The sequence below is a fragment of the Xanthobacter autotrophicus genome, from assembly GCF_029991245.1.
In the GTDB taxonomy this organism is placed as follows: Bacteria; Pseudomonadota; Alphaproteobacteria; order Rhizobiales; family Xanthobacteraceae; genus Xanthobacter; species Xanthobacter autotrophicus_C.
Window position 1 is genome coordinate 16,801 of sequence record NZ_JAIVFO010000042.1, and the last position, 14,991, is coordinate 31,791.

Here is a 14,991-nt window from a genome sequence, read left to right on the forward strand (position 1 = left end):
CAGCACGAAATGCTGCACTGCGGTGGAACCAATCGGAAAGAATCGCGCTCTAAAACGGGAGGGCGCCGGTGACTGGCCTTCTCCCCACCTGACCCCCGGCGAAAATTGCATCATGTATCTGCATCACCATCCCTTTTGCCCGCATTCACGGTTTGTCCGCCTCCTGCTCTCCGAATACGGGCTCGAACCGGAGCTTGTCGAAGAGCGGGTGTGGGAGCGCAGGCCCGGCTTCCTGGCCCTCAACCCGTCCGGCGAGACGCCGGTGATCGTCGAGGAAATGGCCGCCTCGGTGCCCGGCGCTAGCATCATCGCCGAATGGCTCGACGAGACGCGGGGCCTTGCCCTCGGCGACCACCGCCTGCTGCCGGACTCCCCGGCGGCGCGGGTGGAGGTGCGCCGGCTCACCCAATGGTTCAACGAGAAGATGTATGTGGAGGCCACCGAGCCCCTGGTGCGCGAGCGCATCCACAAGCGCTACATGACGCGCGAGCAGGGCGGCGGCTCGCCCGATGCCACATCCCTGCGCATGGGCCGCAGCAATCTGCGCTATCATCTGAAATATATCGGCTGGCTGGCCAAGGCGCGCAAATGGCTCGCCGGGGAGAAGCTGAGCCAGGCCGACCTTGCCGCCGCAGCTCATCTCTCGGTGGCCGACTATCTGGGCGACGTGCCGTGGGACGAGGACGATCACGCGAGGGACTGGTACGCGCGGATCAAGTCGCGCCCGACCTTCCGCGCCCTGCTGACCGAGAGCATCCCGGGCATGCCGCCCTCCAAGACCTACGCGGACCTCGACTTCTGACCGAGGCGGCCGGCGCCTCCCTTGAAGAGATCATCGCCGGCCTTGCCCGCTCGGAAGCCTTCGACGCCGTCGGCATCGCCCGGGCGGACGCTAGCCCCGAGGCCGGTGCCCGGCTGAAGGCGTGGGTCGCCGGCGGCGCCCACGGCGACATGGGCTGGATGGCCGAGACGCTGGAGCGCCGGGCCGATCCCGCCGTGCTGTGGCCGCAGATGCGCTCCGTCATCATGCTGGGGCTCAATTACGGCCCGGCGGAAGACCCCCGCGCGGTGCTGGCGCAGCGGTCGGCCGGCGCCATCTCGGTCTATGCGCGGGCGGAGGATTACCACGACATCATCAAGCCCAAGCTGAAGCGCGTCGCCCGCGCCCTGCTGGCCGAGGCGCACCGGCGCGGCCTTGAAGGCGACGTGAAAGTGTTCGTGGATACCGCCCCGCTCATGGAGAAGCCGCTGGCGGCGGCGGCGGGGCTCGGCTGGCAGGGCCGGCACACCAACCTCGTCTCGCGCGATTTCGGCTCCTGGCTGTTCCTCGGCGCCATCGCCACCACGCTGGAGCTTGCGCCGTCCGCGCCGGAACAGGACCATTGCGGCTCCTGCCGCGCCTGCCTCGAGGCCTGTCCCACGGCGGCCTTTCCCGCGCCTTACGTGATCGATGCGCGGCGCTGCATCTCCTACCTCACCATCGAGCACAAGGGGCCGATCCCGCGCCACCTGCGCGCCCTCATGGGCAACCGCATCTATGGCTGCGACGATTGCCTCGCCGCCTGCCCGTGGAACAAGTTCGCGGAACTCGGGCGGGACATGAGGCTCGCAGCGCGGGCGGAGAACGACGCGCCGCCCCTGGCCGAGCTCGTCGCGCTGGACGATGCCGCCTTCCGCGCCCGCTTCCCCAAAAGCCCCATCAAGCGGGTGGGACGCGACCGCTTCGTGCGCAACGTGCTGGTGGCCATCGGGAATTCGGCCGACCCGACCCTGCTGCCCCAGGTGGAGGCGCGGCTTGGCGATGCCTCGGCGCTGGTGCGCGGGGCGGCGGTGTGGGCGCTGGGGCGGCTGGCCGACCTTGATACCGCCGCCGCCCGCGCCCGTGAGGCGCTGCCGCGGGAAGAGGACGCGACGGTGCGGGCGGAATGGGATGCCGCGTCGGTCCAATAGCTCCAAGTTCCGTCGCGGGCGGTGCGGGCGCTGTTTCCAACCGGCACGTTTGCCGGTAGGATTGCCACCTCACGAATTATGAGGGGGGCGACAAGAGCTGGCGTCACGATCGCGTCGCGCCCACGCGCGATGATCGACGGCGACAGAACAGGCAACATGCACGAGCCCCGCAAGCTTTATGTGAAGTCATTCGGCTGCCAGATGAACGTCTACGATTCCCATCGTATGGCGGACACGCTGGCACGCGAGGGCTTCGTGGAGACGCAGGACCCGGCCGAGGCCGATCTTGTCATCCTGAACACCTGCCATATCCGCGAGAAGGCCGCCGAGAAGGTCTATTCGGAGCTGGGACGCCTGCGCAAACAGAAGCAGGAGGCCGGTTCCGACACCATGATCGCGGTGGCCGGCTGCGTCGCCCAGGCCGAGGGCGCCGAGATCATGCGCCGCGCGCCGGTGGTGGACCTCGTGGTCGGCCCCCAGAGCTACCACCGCCTGCCCGAGCTGCTGGCCGAGGCCAGGGCCGGCAAGCGGGTGGTGGACACCGAATTTCCCGCCGAGGACAAGTTCGACCACCTGCCCGCCCCGACGCGGGCGGCGACCCGCTCCCGCGGGCCGGCGGCGTTCGTCACCGTGCAGGAAGGCTGCGACAAGTTCTGCACCTTCTGCGTGGTGCCCTATACCCGCGGCGCGGAAGTCTCCCGCCCGGTGGCCAAGATCATGGACGAGGCGGCGCGGCTGGTGGACCAGGGGGTCCGCGAGATCAGCCTCATCGGCCAGAACGTCAACGCCTTCCACGGCGCGGGGCCGGACGGCACCAGCTGGAGCCTCGCCCGGCTCATGGAGCGCATGGCCGGCATCAAGGGCCTCGCCCGGCTGCGCTACACCACCTCCCACCCCCGCGACATGGACGACGACCTCATCGCCGCCCACCGCGACCTGCCCCAGCTGATGCCCTACCTGCACCTGCCGGTGCAGTCCGGCTCCGACCGCATCCTCGCCGCCATGAACCGCAAGCATGGCCGGGACGACTTCTTCGCCATCATCGAGAAGATGCGGCAGGCGCGGCCGGACATGGCCCTGTCGTCCGATTTCATCGTCGGCTTCCCCGGCGAGAGCGAGCAGGACTTCGAGGACACCCTCGACCTGGTGCGCAAGGTCGGCTTTGCCAGCGCCTATTCGTTCAAATACAGCCCCCGCCCCGGCACACCCGCCGCCGACCACGCCGCGCAGGTGCCGGAGGAGGCGAAGGCCGAGCGCCTTGCCGAGCTTCAGCGGCTGCTGGAAGCCTCCAAGGCCGCGTTTGACGAAAGCTGCCGCGGCCGCACCTTTGACATCCTGCTGGAAAAGCCCGGCCGCCAGGCCGGCCAGCTCATCGGCCGCTCGCCCTATCTGCAGAGCGTGGTGGTCAACGACCCGCCCGCCGCCATCGGCGACCTCCTCACCGTGACCATCACCGACGTGGGCCCCAACAGCCTCGCGGGTATTCCGGCCGAGGCGAACGACACTTCCGTTTCCCAGTCCCCAGCTTCTTCCGCCCTGTCCCGGCCGCTTGCGGCCATGGAGGCTTGAGCTTGCGCAGATCCGGCAGCGACCGCGACCGTCCCCTTGAACGCTCCCTGGACCGCTCCTCGGAGCGTTCCACGGAACGCCCATCCGAACGCCCCTTGCCGCCCTCCGGCCCCGCCCGCGCGGCGGTGACGCCGCCGTGGGCGAGCGCCGAGGACGAAGGCCCCGCCCATGTGGTGCTGGCCTTCGACGACAACCGGCTCGCCACCCTCCTGTTCGGCCACTACGGGCGCAACCTTGCCGTCATCGAGCGCAAGCTCGGGGTGAAGGCCGATTCGCGCGGCAACCACGTGACCCTGGAAGGCGCGCGCGATGCCTGCGAGCAGGCCCGCGCCGTGCTGGAACACCTCTACGAGGCCCTGCGCAAGGGCCGCGACATCAGCCAGGGCGACGTGGACGGCGCCATCCGCGAGGTGACCTCGCAGGGCTCCCTGTTCGATTTCGATCCGGCCGAGAACCGCCAGTCGTTCGACGAGATCCAACTGCGCCGCCGCCCGGTCCGGGCGCGCACCGCCGCGCAGGACGCCTATATAAGAGCGCTGAAGCGTCACACCCTCGTCTTCGGCTCCGGTCCCGCCGGCACCGGCAAGACGTGGCTCGCGGTGGCCTATGCGGTGCACCTGCTGGAACGGCGCATGGTGGACCGCATCATCCTATCGCGGCCGGCGGTGGAGGCGGGCGAACGGCTCGGCTTCCTGCCCGGCGACATGAAGGACAAGGTGGACCCCTACCTGCGCCCGATCTACGACGCGCTCTACGACCTCATGGACCGCCCCTTCGTGGAGCGGGCGCTGCAGTCGGGCGAGATCGAGATCGCCCCGCTCGCCTTCATGCGCGGGCGCACCCTTTCCAACGCCGCGGTGATCCTGGACGAGGCGCAGAACGCCACCTCCATGCAGATGAAGATGTTCCTCACCCGCCTGGGCGAGAACTCGCACATGATCGTCACCGGCGACGCCAGCCAGACCGACCTGCCCCAGGGCCAGATCTCCGGCCTTGCCGAGGCGGTGCGGCTGCTGGAGGGCATCGAGGGGGTCGGCGTCTGCGTCTTCAAGGCCGAGGACGTGGTGCGCCACGAAATGGTCGGGCGCATCGTCTCGGCCTACGAGAAGCTCGACGCGGCCAAGCTCGAGGCCGCGTCCGCCCGCCTCGGCGGGAAGGTCGGAGCCTGAGCCCATGGCCGCCCTGAAGCTTGTCGCTCCAAGCGTCCCTCCCGAGGAAGACGCCATCGCCATCGACGTGCTGGTGGAGGCGGACGGCTGGGCCGCCGTCCCCGACGCCGAGGCGATCTGCGAGCGTGCCGCCAGGGCGGCACTCGCGGCCTGCGGCGACGCGGTGCCGGAGCCCTGCGAGGTCGCCATCACCCTCACCGACGACGCGCGTATCCGCGTGCTGAACCGGGAGTGGCGCGGCAAGGACAAGGCCACCAACGTGCTGTCCTTCCCCCAGCCGGACCTTCCCGACGACGTGGACGCGCCCCAACCGCTGGGCGACATCATCGTCGCGCTGGAAACCCTCACCGGCGAAGCCCGGGCAGAAGACAAGACGGCGGGGCACCACCTCGCCCATCTGGTGGTGCACGGCACGCTGCACCTTCTGGGCTACGACCACATCGACGAAACCGAAGCAGAGGAAATGGAGGCGCTGGAACGGCGGATCCTCGCGGGACTGGGGATCGACGATCCCTATGCCCTGCCCCAGGATTGACGTTCCAAGGCGAAGATCAGGCCATGTCCAACATCGACCAGCCAGCGACCGAGACCAGCGCGGAGCCGCAAAGTTTTCTCGATCGATTGCGTGCCCTCCTCGGCACGTTCCGCCCCCACGGCTCGCTCCGCACCGACCTCGTGGAGGTGCTGGACGCGGCGGAAGCGCCCGAGGAGGAAGGGGAGTTCACCCCATCCGAGCGCAAGATGCTGCGCAATATCCTTCATCTGAAGGAGGTGGGCATCGGCGACATCATGGTGCCCCGCGCCGAGATCGTCGCGGTGCGCAAGGATGTCTCGCTCGGCGAACTGCTCAAGGTGTTCGTGGCCGTGGGCCATTCGCGCCTCGTGGTCTATGACGACACGCTCGACGACCCCGTGGGCATGGTCCACATCCGTGATCTCATTGCCTTCGTGGCCGGCGACCTCACCAGCCAGCCCGGCAACAAGATCGATCTGGGCGCGGTCAACCTCGACCGCTCGCTGGAGGATGCCGGGCTCATCCGCCGCATTCTCTATGTGCCGCCCTCCATGCCGGCGGTGGACCTTCTGGTCGCCATGCAGGCGGCGCGCACCCATCTCGCCCTCGTCATCGACGAATATGGCGGCACCGACGGCCTCGTCTCCATCGAGGACGTGGTGGAGGAGATCGTCGGCGAGATCGAGGACGAGCACGACGAGGCGGCCGAGACCCTTCTCATCCGCCAGCCGGACGGCAGCTTCCTCGCCGATGCGCGCACGCCTCTGGAGGCCGCCGTGGAGGTGCTCGGCCCCGCCTTCGCCTCCGAGCAGGCCATGGAGGAGGTGGACAGCCTGGGCGGCCTCCTCGTCATGGTGGCCTCGCGGGTGCCGAAGCAGGGGGAAATGATCGCCCTGCCCGGCGGCTTCGAGGTGGAAGTCCTGGAGGCGGATCCGCGCCGGGTGAAGAAACTGCGTGTCATTCCGCCGCAGGAGAATGCGTCGGTGCCCGCCACCGCATCCAGCGCATCCGACCTGTAGCGACCCCGCGTGCTTCCACTCTCCTCCCCGACCGCGCGGCTGCGCGGGCGCCTCCTGGCGCTGCGCTTCCTCTCCGGATGGCGCCGGCGCCTTGTGGCGTTCGTTGCCGGGGCGATCGGCGCCCTGGCCATGCCGCCCTTCGGCCTGTGGCCGGTGCTGGCGCTCAGCTTCGGCGTGCTCGTCCTGCTCATCGACGGCTGCCGCGGCGGGCTGGAGCGCCGCCTGTGGGGTGCCGCCGGCGTCGGCTGGTGGTTCGGCTTCGGCTATTTCCTCGCCTCCCTGTGGTGGATCGGCGACGCCTTCCTGGTGGAGGCGGACGTGTTCGGCTGGCTCCTGCCGTTCGCGGTGCTGGCCATGCCCACGGGGCTCGCCCTGTTCACCGCGCTCGGCGCAATGCTGGCGCGGCTGCTGTGGTCGAAGGGGGGCATGCGCCTGTTTGCCCTCGCCTTCGGCCTCACCGTGTCGGAGTGGCTGCGCGGCCACGTGTTGACCGGCTTTCCCTGGAACACCTTCGGCTATGCCTTCGCGCAGTCGGACCTGCTGATGCAGAGCGCCGCGCTGGTGGGCATCTGGGGACTCACCTTTTTTGCCTTGCTGCTGCTGTCGAGCCCGGTGCTGCTGCTGGTGCCGGGCCGGCGGAGCCTTGCCGCCGTCGCCGGCGCGGCGCTGGTGCTGGCGGGCGCGGCGGGCTGGGGCGGCTGGCGGCTCGCCTCCACGCCGCTCGACGTGGTGCCGGGCGTTCATCTGCGGGTGATGCAGCCCAACCTGCCGCAGGACAAGAAGTTCGCCTACGACCGCCGGCGCGAGATCCTGGCCGACTACCTCGCCTTGAGCGCCCGTCCCAGCCCCACCTATCCGGCGGGTCTTGCCGACGTGACCCTCCTCATCTGGCCGGAATCGTCCTTCCCCTTCATCTATGAGCGCGAGCCCTGGGCGGCGGAAGATATCGCCGCCGCGCTGCCGCCCAACGTGACCCTGGTGGCCGGGGCGGTGCGCATCGACCTGCCCCCGCCCGGCCAGCATTCACCGTTCTTCAATGCGATCCGCGTCATCGACGCGAAAGGCCGGGTGTTGCGCAATACCGACAAGGTGCATCTCGTACCGTTCGGCGAATACCTGCCGTTCCAGTCGTTCCTTGAATCCATGGGCATCGAGCAATTGACGCGGATCAGGGGAGGCTTCTCGTCGGGCAGCACGCTGGCCGGGCTCGACGTGCCCGGCGCCGGCCTTACCGCTCCGCTGATATGTTATGAGATTATCTTTTCAGGAAAGGTAATCCCGGACGGCCCACGCCCCACCTGGCTCCTTAACGTCACCAACGACGCCTGGTTCGGAACCACCCCCGGTCCCTACCAGCACTTTGTGCAAGCGCGTTTGCGTGCGGTCGAGGAAGGCCTTCCCCTGGTGCGCGCAGCCAATACGGGCATCTCTGCCATCATTGATCCTCTGGGTCGTATTGTCGCAGGATCACGCCTCGGTGAAACCAGCCTTGTCGATGGCCCCCTGCCTCGGCCGCTGGAAACGGTTCCCATAGCGGCGCGTTTCCATCTCGCAGTCCTTGCCGGCCTGTTGATAGCCGCGCTGGCGCTCGCGATAGCGACTCCGGGCGGTTGCATTACACGCAAAGGTTGATCGACGCTCGTAGATTGTATGCCTATGTTCGCCGGCAATCAGGGCAGCCTTCGCACCGCGAAGTAATGATTAATCTTTTCCGACATAGCCGGAGAGACCATGGCCAAGAAGGCGCCGAACCCTATTGACAAGCACGTCGGCTCGCGCGTCCGCATGCGGCGGATGATGGTCAGCATGAGCCAGGAGAAGCTGGGCGAGCATCTGGGTATTACCTTTCAACAAATCCAGAAATATGAAAAGGGCACAAATCGCATCGGAGCCAGCCGCCTTCAGCAGATCTCCACCGTGCTCGGTGTGCCCGTGGCGTTCTTCTTCGAAGGCGCACCGGCCTTCGGCCCTGAAGGAGAAGGCTTCTCTGAAGACCAGTCGCCCGCCTACGTTTCCGACTTCCTCGCGACTTCGGACGGGCTGACGCTGACCCGCAACTTCATGCGCATCACCGATCCGAAGATTCGCCGGCGGATCGTGGAATTGGTCATTGCCATCGCCGGAGAAGCGGAGACGCCCGCCTAAATCGTTCGTTTTGACGAACGATTTCGTGCAACCGACCTTGACCGCTCGCTGCCGCGTTGCCACAAGAAGGGACCGCAACGCGGCGCGGGCGCAAGAGGGTTCGGAGACATGGCGCGTCAGTCTTATCTGTTCACCAGCGAGTCGGTTTCCGAAGGCCATCCGGACAAGGTTTGCGACCGCATCTCCGACGAGGTGGTGGACACCTTCTTCCGGGCCGCCGAAGTCGAAGGCTGGGACCCGAGCCAGGTTCGCGTCGCCTGCGAGACCCTTGCCACCACCAACAAGGTGGTGATTGCGGGCGAGACGCGCGGCCCCTCTTCCATCACCCGCGACCTGCTGTCCCATGCCGCCCGCCTCGCCATCAAGTCCATCGGCTATGAGCAGGAAGGCTTCCACTGGGCGACTGCGGACATCGACGTCCTGCTGCACGCCCAGTCCGCCGACATCGCCCAGGGCGTGGACATTGCCGGCAACAAGGACGAGGGCGCCGGCGACCAGGGCATCATGTTCGGCTATGCCGTGCGCGAGACGCCGGAGCTGATGCCCGCCCCCATCTTCTATGCGCACAAGATCCTGAAGACCCTGGCGGAAGCGCGCCATTCCGGCGAGACCCACGCCCTCGGCCCCGACGCCAAGAGCCAGGTCACCGTCCGCTACGAGGACGGCAAGCCGGTGGGCGTCACCCAGATCGTGCTGTCCACCCAGCACCTGGACGAGAACCTCTCGTCCCACGACGTGAAGTCCATCGTCGAGCCCTATATCAGCGCCACCCTGCCCGAGGGTTGGATCTCCAAGGACACGGTCTGGCACGTGAACCCCACGGGCAAGTTCGTGATCGGCGGGCCGGACGGCGATTGCGGCCTCACCGGGCGCAAGATCATCGTGGATACCTACGGTGGTGCGGCCCCCCACGGCGGCGGCGCCTTCTCGGGCAAGGATCCCACCAAGGTGGACCGCTCGGCCGCCTATGCCGCGCGCTACCTGGCCAAGAACGTGGTGGCAGCCGGCCTCGCCGAACGCGCCACCATCCAGCTCGCCTATGCCATCGGCGTGTCCGATCCGCTGGCGGTCTATGTGGACCTGCACGGCACCGGCAAGGTGGACGAGGCCAAGCTCGAGACCGTGCTGCGCGAGGTGATGAATTTGCGCCCCCGCGGCATTCGCGAGCATCTGGGCCTCACCAAGCCCATCTATGCCCGCACGGCCGCCTATGGCCATTTCGGCCGCGCGCCGGAAGCGGACGGCGGCTTCTCCTGGGAGAAGACCGACCTCGTGGACGCCCTCAAGTCCGCCGTGGCCTGACACCATTCCAGCCTCCGGCCATCCGCGCCCGAGCCTGGGCGCGGATGGCCGGACGGGAGTGCTCGGCGACGTTGCCAAGGGATCCCGGATGCCGCCGCATCGTTCGGGATCCGCTATGACATGCAGGACATGACCGAAGAAACGGAACGTCACGGCGCCTTCTACGGCCGACGCGTGGGCAAGGCGCTGCGCGGCGCCCAGCAGGATGCCGTGGTGCGCCTCCTGCCCGTCTCGCGCTTCGCTCTCGACGAGGCGCGGACCCCGGCCGCCTTGTTCCCCCACGCCATTGCCGGCCTGTGGCTGGAGATCGGCTTCGGGGGCGGCGAGCACCTCATCTCCCACGCCGCGCGCCGGCCCGACATGGGCTTCATCGGCGCCGAACCGTTCCTGAACGGCATGGCGCGCATGCTGGTGGACCTGGAGAAGGCCGGACTGTCCAACATCCGCCTGTTCGGCGAGGACGCAGCCCTGCTGCTCGACCGCCTGCCGGAGGCGAGTCTCGACGGCACCGACCTGTTCTATCCCGATCCCTGGCCCAAGCGCCGCCACTGGAAGCGCCGGTTCGTCCGGCCGGACAATCTCGACCGGCTCGCCCGCGCCATCCGGCCGGGCGGCGTGTTCCGCTTCGCCTCCGACGTCGCCCATTATGTGGGCTGGACCCTGGCTACGGTGCGCGCCCACGGCGCCTTCCGCTGGACCGCGGAGCGGGCCGACGACTGGCGCCAGCCCTATCCGCACTGGCCCGGCACCCGCTACGAGGCGAAGGCCCTGGAGGAGGGGCGCAGTCCCACCTACCTGACGTTCGAGCGGGTCTGAACAGGTCCAGCTCAGGCCGCTCTAGAGTCTTGTTTTGACGCGCTTTCTTCACGCGAACCCATCCACTTCGCGCGAAAACGCCCTAACAGCCTCAGGCGCCCGTATCGGGAAGCGCCGCGAGGCCCTCGCGATAGGTGGGATAGGCCAGGCTCACACCCAGTTCGGCCTTGAGCCGGTGGTTGGCCACGCGCTTGTTGGCGGCCCAGAAGGTCAGCGCCATGGGGCTCATGTCGCGCGCCGCCTCATCGAACGGGATCGCCGGCGGCACCGGCAGGCCGAGAAGCTCCGCCGCATAGGCGATGGGATCGCCGGGCGGGGCGGGCAGGTCGTCGGTGACGTTGAGGACGCCATCGAAACGCCGCGCCACCACCGCGCGGATGGTCCGGGCGATGTCCGCCACGTGGATGCGGTTGAACACCTGGCCCGGCTTGTCGATCCGCCGCGCCGCGCCCGCCCTGAGCTGTTCCAGCGCATTGCGGCCGGGACCGTAGATGCCCGCAAGGCGCAGCACCGAGATCGGAATGCCGCGCTTTTGCCCGAAGGCGAACCACTCCTGTTCCGCCGCGAGGCGCCGCTCCAGGCGCGGGCTGCCGGCGCGCGGGGGAGTGGTCTCGTCCACCCAGCCGCCGCCATGGTCGCCATAGACGCCGAGGGTGGTCAGGTAGACCACCTGCCCCAGCCGACCCTCCTCCAGCACCTGGCCGGCGCAACGCAAGACCGGATCGCCGCGGGCATCCGGGGGCGCCGATGCGATGATCAGCTCGGTACCGGCGAGGGCACCGGCAAGGGCGGCGGACAGGCTTTCCCCGTCGAACAGGAAGGGCGCGACCCCGGCCGGCAGCGCGGCCAGCCGCTCCGCTGTGCGGGCGGTGCCCACGATGCGGGAAAAAGGCGCCGTCCCGTCCGCCACCAGGTGACGGACGCAATAGCCGAAGCCCAGTGCAGCCAGCGCCGTCATGCTGCCGGGAGCGCCGGCCCCGGAGGGGCATGAGGGGTGTCCTCATCCGTCTCCACCGGCCGGCCGGCGAGGGCGTGGGCGAACATGAGCCGCACGGACTCCTCGCACTGGCGGGTGACGCTCTTGCGGTCGTGGGCCTCGTCGAGCCGCACCGGTTCGCCGAAGGAGACCTCCACGTCGATGGAACCGTGGCGCAGGACCTCCAGCAGGTGCGGCGCCAGATCCATGTCGCCATACCAGGCCGCGATGGCCCGGTGGAGGCGCCCCATGGGCACGCCCTGAAGCCGCACATAGGATACGGCGAGGGGCTGCACCGTCACCTCGGCGCCGTCGGCAATGGCTTCGCGCACCGCGCCCACCAGCGCCGTGCGGAACGGCAGCACCCGGTTGCCGTCGCTGGAGGTGCCCTCTGCGAACAGAACCACCGGGTCGCCGTCCTGCAGGCGCTCGGCAATGGTGCGGTTGACGGCGCCGGTGGCGTGCCGGCGCTGGCGATCCACGAAGACGGTGCGCTGGAACTTGGCCAGAAGCCCGATGAGCGGCCAGCGCGCCACCTCGCTCTTGGCCACGAAGACCAGCGGCGTGAGCGATCCCATCACCGGAATATCGATCCAGGACGCATGGTTGGCGAGGATGAGCAACGGCCGGTCGGCCGCCGGCGCGCCGTGCACCTTCACCCGCACCCCGATGAGCTTCAGGAGAATGCGGTGGTACAGCACCGGGATACGGCGGCGGCTGGGCAGGGACAGCTTGAGCGACACCCATTGCAGCGGAATGCCGACCAGCGTGACCAATGCCACCGGAACCAGAACGGCCGCCGTTCTCAGGCGATCGAGAACGCGCGAGACCGCCGGCTGCTCGGGTCCCAGGGGCTCCAGCCCGCCGAATTCGAGGGGCAGCCGCGTGGCCTCGGCCGCCCGCCCGGGGGCGGGCGTCACGACTTGTCGTCCTCGTCGAGGGGGACGGCGTAGAGCTCAAGGCGATGGCCCCGCAGCTTGAAGCCGAGACGGCGGGCGATGGCCTCCTGCAGCGCCTCGATCTCCTCGGAGCGGAATTCGATCACGTGGCCGGATCTCAGGTCGATGAGATGGTCGTGGTGCTCGTCCGGCATCTGCTCGTAGCGGGCACGACCGTCGCCGAAATCGTGGCGCTCGATGATTCCAGCATCCTCCAGCATCTTCACCGTGCGGTAGACGGTGGAGATGGAGATGTTGTCGTCGATGGCGACGGCGCGGCGGTGCAGTTCCTCCACGTCAGGATGGTCCTGCGCGCCGGACAGCACGCGGGCGATGATCCGGCGCTGCTCCGTCATCCTCATGCCCTTGGCAAGGCACGCTTCCTCGATGACGCTCATGTTGCTGCCGCTCAAGCGGGACCTCCGCGATCCAACGGGACAGACGCCTTATCGCCCCCCGGCCCGATCCCTGCAAGGGGGCGGGCGGGCCTCAAAAATCCCGCCGCAGCAGGAGGGCATCCGCGCCGCCGGCATAATACCCCCGCCGGCGCCCCACCTCGCGGTAGCCGAGGCGCTCATAAAGGGTGCGCGCAGGACCGTTGCCTTCCTCCACCTCCAGGAACGAGGTGGCGACCCCCTCGGCCGCGAGGCGCGCCAGATGGTGGGACACCAGCGCCCGGCCGATGCCCCGGCGGCGCCGATCGGTCACCACCGCGACCGTCAGCACCTCGGCTTCCGGCGGCACCACATGGGACAGGATGAAACCCACGGGCGGGCGGCGGACCCCGAGCGTCGCCACATGGGCGCGCACCGCCCGGTCGGACAAGAGGCGTTCGAACTCGTCGGTGTCCCAGCCGCGGGCGAAGGCGCGGGCGTGGATGGCGGCAAGATGCGGCACGTCGGCGGCCACCGCATCGCGCAGCAGCGGCGGGCGGGGCGGGAAGAAGCGATCCAGGAGGCCGATCATCGGCGGGCGACGCGCGCCTTGTCCTGCGGCTTGGCGTCGGGCGAGCGCAGATAGAGCGGGCGGGGCTCGGCGGCTTCCGGATCGGCCACGGCGCCGAGCCGCGCCACCCAGGCCACATCCGGGGCGGGGGTTTCGTCCACCAGCAAAGGCGGCTGCTCGGCCGGCGGCCAGGCCTCCGCCACCAGGGCCGCGCCCGAGCCCACGAGGCGCACCGCCCCGATGGCCACGGAGCGCGCCGCCTCCCGCACGCTGGTGACGCGCGGGGCGATCAGGGTGCGGGCACCGACGCCGAACATCTGGAGAAAGACGTGGCCGTGCCGGGCATCGATGGCGGTGACCACGGGAACCGCATCATCCTGGGCAAGATAGGGGGCGGCCAGCGCCGCCAGCGTCGTCACCCCCACCACCGGCCGGTTGGCGGTGAGCCCGAAGCCGCGCGCGGCCGAAAGGCCGACCCTCAGCCCGGTGAAGCTGCCGGGCCCGATGGTGACGGCAATGCGCGAGAGATGCTCGAAATCGAGGCCCGCCGCCGCCATCACCTGCTCCACGAGCGGGATGAGCGTCTCGGCGTGGCCGCGCTCCATGAGGATCGAATCACCGGCGACAATGCTGTCCGTCTCGGTGTCGAGCACCGCGGCGGAGCAGGCGGCAAGCGCCGTATCTATGGCTAGGACGAACATGAAACCGGGTGCCCCACTCCTCGCCACGATCAACCCAAACCGTGGCGAGGGGAAGCGACCCCGAACGCTTACCTTACAGAAAGGTTAACGGCTATTTACCTTTATACCGCCTGAACCTCGGCAACCTCGGGCACGAAGTGCTTGAGAAGGTTCTCGATGCCGTTCTTCAGGGTGGCGGTGGAGGACGGGCAGCCGGAGCATGAGCCCTTCATGTTGAGGAACACGATGCCGTCCTTGAAGCCGCGGAAGGTGATGTCGCCGCCGTCGTTCGCCACCGCCGGACGCACCCGCGTGTCGAGCAGTTCCTTGATGGTGGCGACGATCTCCGCGTCCTTCGCCTCGTAGAACTCGTCCGCGTCCGCCGCATCCGGCTTCACCCCGTCCGACAGGACCGGAGCGCCGGACATGAAGTGTTCCATGATGGCGCCGAGGATCGCGGGCTTGATCTGCGGCCATTCCGCCTCCGCCTTGGTGACGGTGACGAAATCCGAACCCAGGAACACCGCCGCCACGCCGCGCACGTCGAACAGGCGCTGGGCGAGGGGGGAAAGGTCCGCATCGTCATGGGAGCGCAGGTCGAGCGTGCCTTCACCCAGCACCGAACGGCCGGGCAGGAACTTCAGGGTGGCCGGGTTCGGCGTGGTTTCCGTCTGAATGAACATGGCTCAATCCTCAAAAGAAAAGCTGCGGGCGGGGCCGCGCGTTTCCTTGAAGATAGGAGGTCGGGCGTGAAACGGAAAGGGCGCCTCGGGAAAGGTCCCGAATTGACACAGGCCGGCGGACGTGGGGAACGCGGCGGGAACGGATAGGGCGCGAATCGCATGAGGCGACCGGTTGCGGGTCTGTTCTGCGGGGGTGGAGCCGCGGTCCCTTATCCGATTGTGCCCCGGTCTTCCGAAAACAAGCATGGTCGGCCCCCTCTCCCGCTTGCGGGGAGGGTTGGGGAG

General features: G+C 68.7%; 16 protein-coding genes. 10 read left to right on the forward strand and 6 right to left on the reverse strand.

Annotation, left to right across the window (positions count from 1 at the left end; translation table 11 throughout):
* Window positions 1-112: 112 nt before the first annotated feature.
* From K9U41_RS09515 to trmB, 10 genes are all read left to right on the forward strand, one after another.
* Window positions 113-802 (forward strand): glutathione S-transferase family protein, encoded by a 690-nt coding sequence (locus K9U41_RS09515; protein WP_149577978.1) that lies wholly within the window; start codon window positions 113-115, stop codon window positions 800-802.
* Window positions 799-1,950: a tRNA epoxyqueuosine(34) reductase QueG gene (queG, locus tag K9U41_RS09520; protein WP_432715765.1), complete on the forward strand. Its 1,152-nt coding sequence runs from the start codon at window positions 799-801 to the stop codon at window positions 1,948-1,950. Before K9U41_RS09515 ends, queG begins: the two co-directional genes overlap by 4 nt.
* Before the next feature lie 156 nt (window positions 1,951-2,106).
* On the forward strand, window positions 2,107-3,519 hold the full coding sequence (gene miaB / locus K9U41_RS09525; RefSeq protein WP_282640600.1) for a tRNA (N6-isopentenyl adenosine(37)-C2)-methylthiotransferase MiaB: 1,413 nt from the start codon (window positions 2,107-2,109) through the stop codon (window positions 3,517-3,519).
* 125 nt (window positions 3,520-3,644) lie between these two features.
* Window positions 3,645-4,688: a PhoH family protein gene (locus tag K9U41_RS09530; RefSeq protein WP_282640614.1), complete on the forward strand. Its 1,044-nt coding sequence runs from the start codon at window positions 3,645-3,647 to the stop codon at window positions 4,686-4,688.
* Window positions 4,689-4,692: 4 nt separating this feature from the next.
* Window positions 4,693-5,223, forward strand: a complete 531-nt coding sequence (gene ybeY / locus K9U41_RS09535) for an rRNA maturation RNase YbeY (RefSeq protein ID WP_282640601.1) — start codon at window positions 4,693-4,695, stop codon at window positions 5,221-5,223.
* 23 nt (window positions 5,224-5,246) lie between these two features.
* Window positions 5,247-6,221 carry a hemolysin family protein gene (locus K9U41_RS09540; protein ID WP_282640602.1) on the forward strand — a complete coding sequence of 325 codons (975 nt, stop codon included), beginning with the start codon at window positions 5,247-5,249 and terminating at the stop codon, window positions 6,219-6,221.
* 39 nt (window positions 6,222-6,260) lie between these two features.
* Window positions 6,261-7,853 carry an apolipoprotein N-acyltransferase gene (gene lnt / locus K9U41_RS09545; RefSeq protein ID WP_432715766.1) on the forward strand — a complete coding sequence of 531 codons (1,593 nt, stop codon included), beginning with the start codon at window positions 6,261-6,263 and terminating at the stop codon, window positions 7,851-7,853.
* Window positions 7,854-7,952: 99 nt separating this feature from the next.
* Entirely contained in the window at window positions 7,953-8,366 is a 414-nt protein-coding gene (locus K9U41_RS09550) for a helix-turn-helix domain-containing protein (RefSeq protein ID WP_138400726.1), read from the forward strand.
* 108 nt (window positions 8,367-8,474) lie between these two features.
* Window positions 8,475-9,668 carry a methionine adenosyltransferase gene (gene metK / locus K9U41_RS09555; RefSeq protein ID WP_282640604.1) on the forward strand — a complete coding sequence of 398 codons (1,194 nt, stop codon included), beginning with the start codon at window positions 8,475-8,477 and terminating at the stop codon, window positions 9,666-9,668.
* A 120-nt stretch (window positions 9,669-9,788) separates the two neighbouring features.
* Window positions 9,789-10,484, forward strand: a complete 696-nt coding sequence (trmB, locus tag K9U41_RS09560) for a tRNA (guanine(46)-N(7))-methyltransferase TrmB (protein WP_432715764.1) — start codon at window positions 9,789-9,791, stop codon at window positions 10,482-10,484.
* A 91-nt stretch (window positions 10,485-10,575) separates the two neighbouring features.
* Here the strand turns inward: trmB and K9U41_RS09565 are convergent, their stop codons facing one another.
* From K9U41_RS09565 to K9U41_RS09590, 6 genes are all read right to left on the reverse strand, one after another.
* Entirely contained in the window at window positions 10,576-11,442 is an 867-nt protein-coding gene (locus tag K9U41_RS09565) for an SDR family oxidoreductase (protein ID WP_282640606.1), read from the reverse strand.
* Window positions 11,439-12,269, reverse strand: a complete 831-nt coding sequence (locus K9U41_RS09570; protein WP_432715767.1) for a lysophospholipid acyltransferase family protein — start codon at window positions 12,267-12,269, stop codon at window positions 11,439-11,441. The genes K9U41_RS09565 and K9U41_RS09570 overlap by 4 nt, the downstream gene beginning before the upstream one ends.
* 107 nt (window positions 12,270-12,376) lie before the next feature.
* Window positions 12,377-12,796, reverse strand: coding sequence for a Fur family transcriptional regulator (locus K9U41_RS09575; RefSeq protein WP_282640615.1), 420 nt, complete (start codon window positions 12,794-12,796; stop codon window positions 12,377-12,379).
* Window positions 12,797-12,887: 91 nt separating this feature from the next.
* The gene (locus K9U41_RS09580; RefSeq protein WP_282640608.1) at window positions 12,888-13,364 is read right to left on the reverse strand and encodes a GNAT family N-acetyltransferase; all 477 of its coding nucleotides are present in this window, start codon (window positions 13,362-13,364) and stop codon (window positions 12,888-12,890) included.
* On the reverse strand, window positions 13,361-14,044 hold the full coding sequence (gene tsaB, locus K9U41_RS09585; protein ID WP_282640609.1) for a tRNA (adenosine(37)-N6)-threonylcarbamoyltransferase complex dimerization subunit type 1 TsaB: 684 nt from the start codon (window positions 14,042-14,044) through the stop codon (window positions 13,361-13,363). The genes K9U41_RS09580 and tsaB overlap by 4 nt, the downstream gene beginning before the upstream one ends.
* A gap of 101 nt (window positions 14,045-14,145) precedes the next feature.
* Entirely contained in the window at window positions 14,146-14,706 is a 561-nt protein-coding gene (locus K9U41_RS09590; RefSeq protein ID WP_282640610.1) for a NifU family protein, read from the reverse strand.
* Between the last annotated feature and the right edge of the window lie 285 nt (window positions 14,707-14,991).

Excerpts from the sequence above, each read along its gene's own strand:
- K9U41_RS09515 (WP_149577978.1), top strand. The coding sequence starts at position 113 with ATGTATCTGCATCACCATCCCTTTTGCCCGCATTCACGGTTTGTCCGC.
- miaB (WP_282640600.1), top strand. The coding sequence starts at position 2,107 with ATGCACGAGCCCCGCAAGCTTTATGTGAAGTCATTCGGCTGCCAGATG.
- ybeY (WP_282640601.1), top strand. The coding sequence starts at position 4,693 with ATGGCCGCCCTGAAGCTTGTCGCTCCAAGCGTCCCTCCCGAGGAAGAC.
- K9U41_RS09540 (WP_282640602.1), top strand. The coding sequence starts at position 5,247 with ATGTCCAACATCGACCAGCCAGCGACCGAGACCAGCGCGGAGCCGCAA.
- K9U41_RS09550 (WP_138400726.1), top strand. The coding sequence starts at position 7,953 with ATGGCCAAGAAGGCGCCGAACCCTATTGACAAGCACGTCGGCTCGCGC.
- metK (WP_282640604.1), top strand. The coding sequence starts at position 8,475 with ATGGCGCGTCAGTCTTATCTGTTCACCAGCGAGTCGGTTTCCGAAGGC.
- trmB (WP_432715764.1), top strand. The coding sequence starts at position 9,789 with ATGCAGGACATGACCGAAGAAACGGAACGTCACGGCGCCTTCTACGGC.
- K9U41_RS09565 (WP_282640606.1), bottom strand. The coding sequence starts at position 11,442 with ATGACGGCGCTGGCTGCACTGGGCTTCGGCTATTGCGTCCGTCACCTG.
- K9U41_RS09575 (WP_282640615.1), bottom strand. The coding sequence starts at position 12,796 with ATGAGCGTCATCGAGGAAGCGTGCCTTGCCAAGGGCATGAGGATGACG.
- K9U41_RS09580 (WP_282640608.1), bottom strand. The coding sequence starts at position 13,364 with ATGATCGGCCTCCTGGATCGCTTCTTCCCGCCCCGCCCGCCGCTGCTG.
- tsaB (WP_282640609.1), bottom strand. The coding sequence starts at position 14,044 with ATGTTCGTCCTAGCCATAGATACGGCGCTTGCCGCCTGCTCCGCCGCG.
- K9U41_RS09590 (WP_282640610.1), bottom strand. The coding sequence starts at position 14,706 with ATGTTCATTCAGACGGAAACCACGCCGAACCCGGCCACCCTGAAGTTC.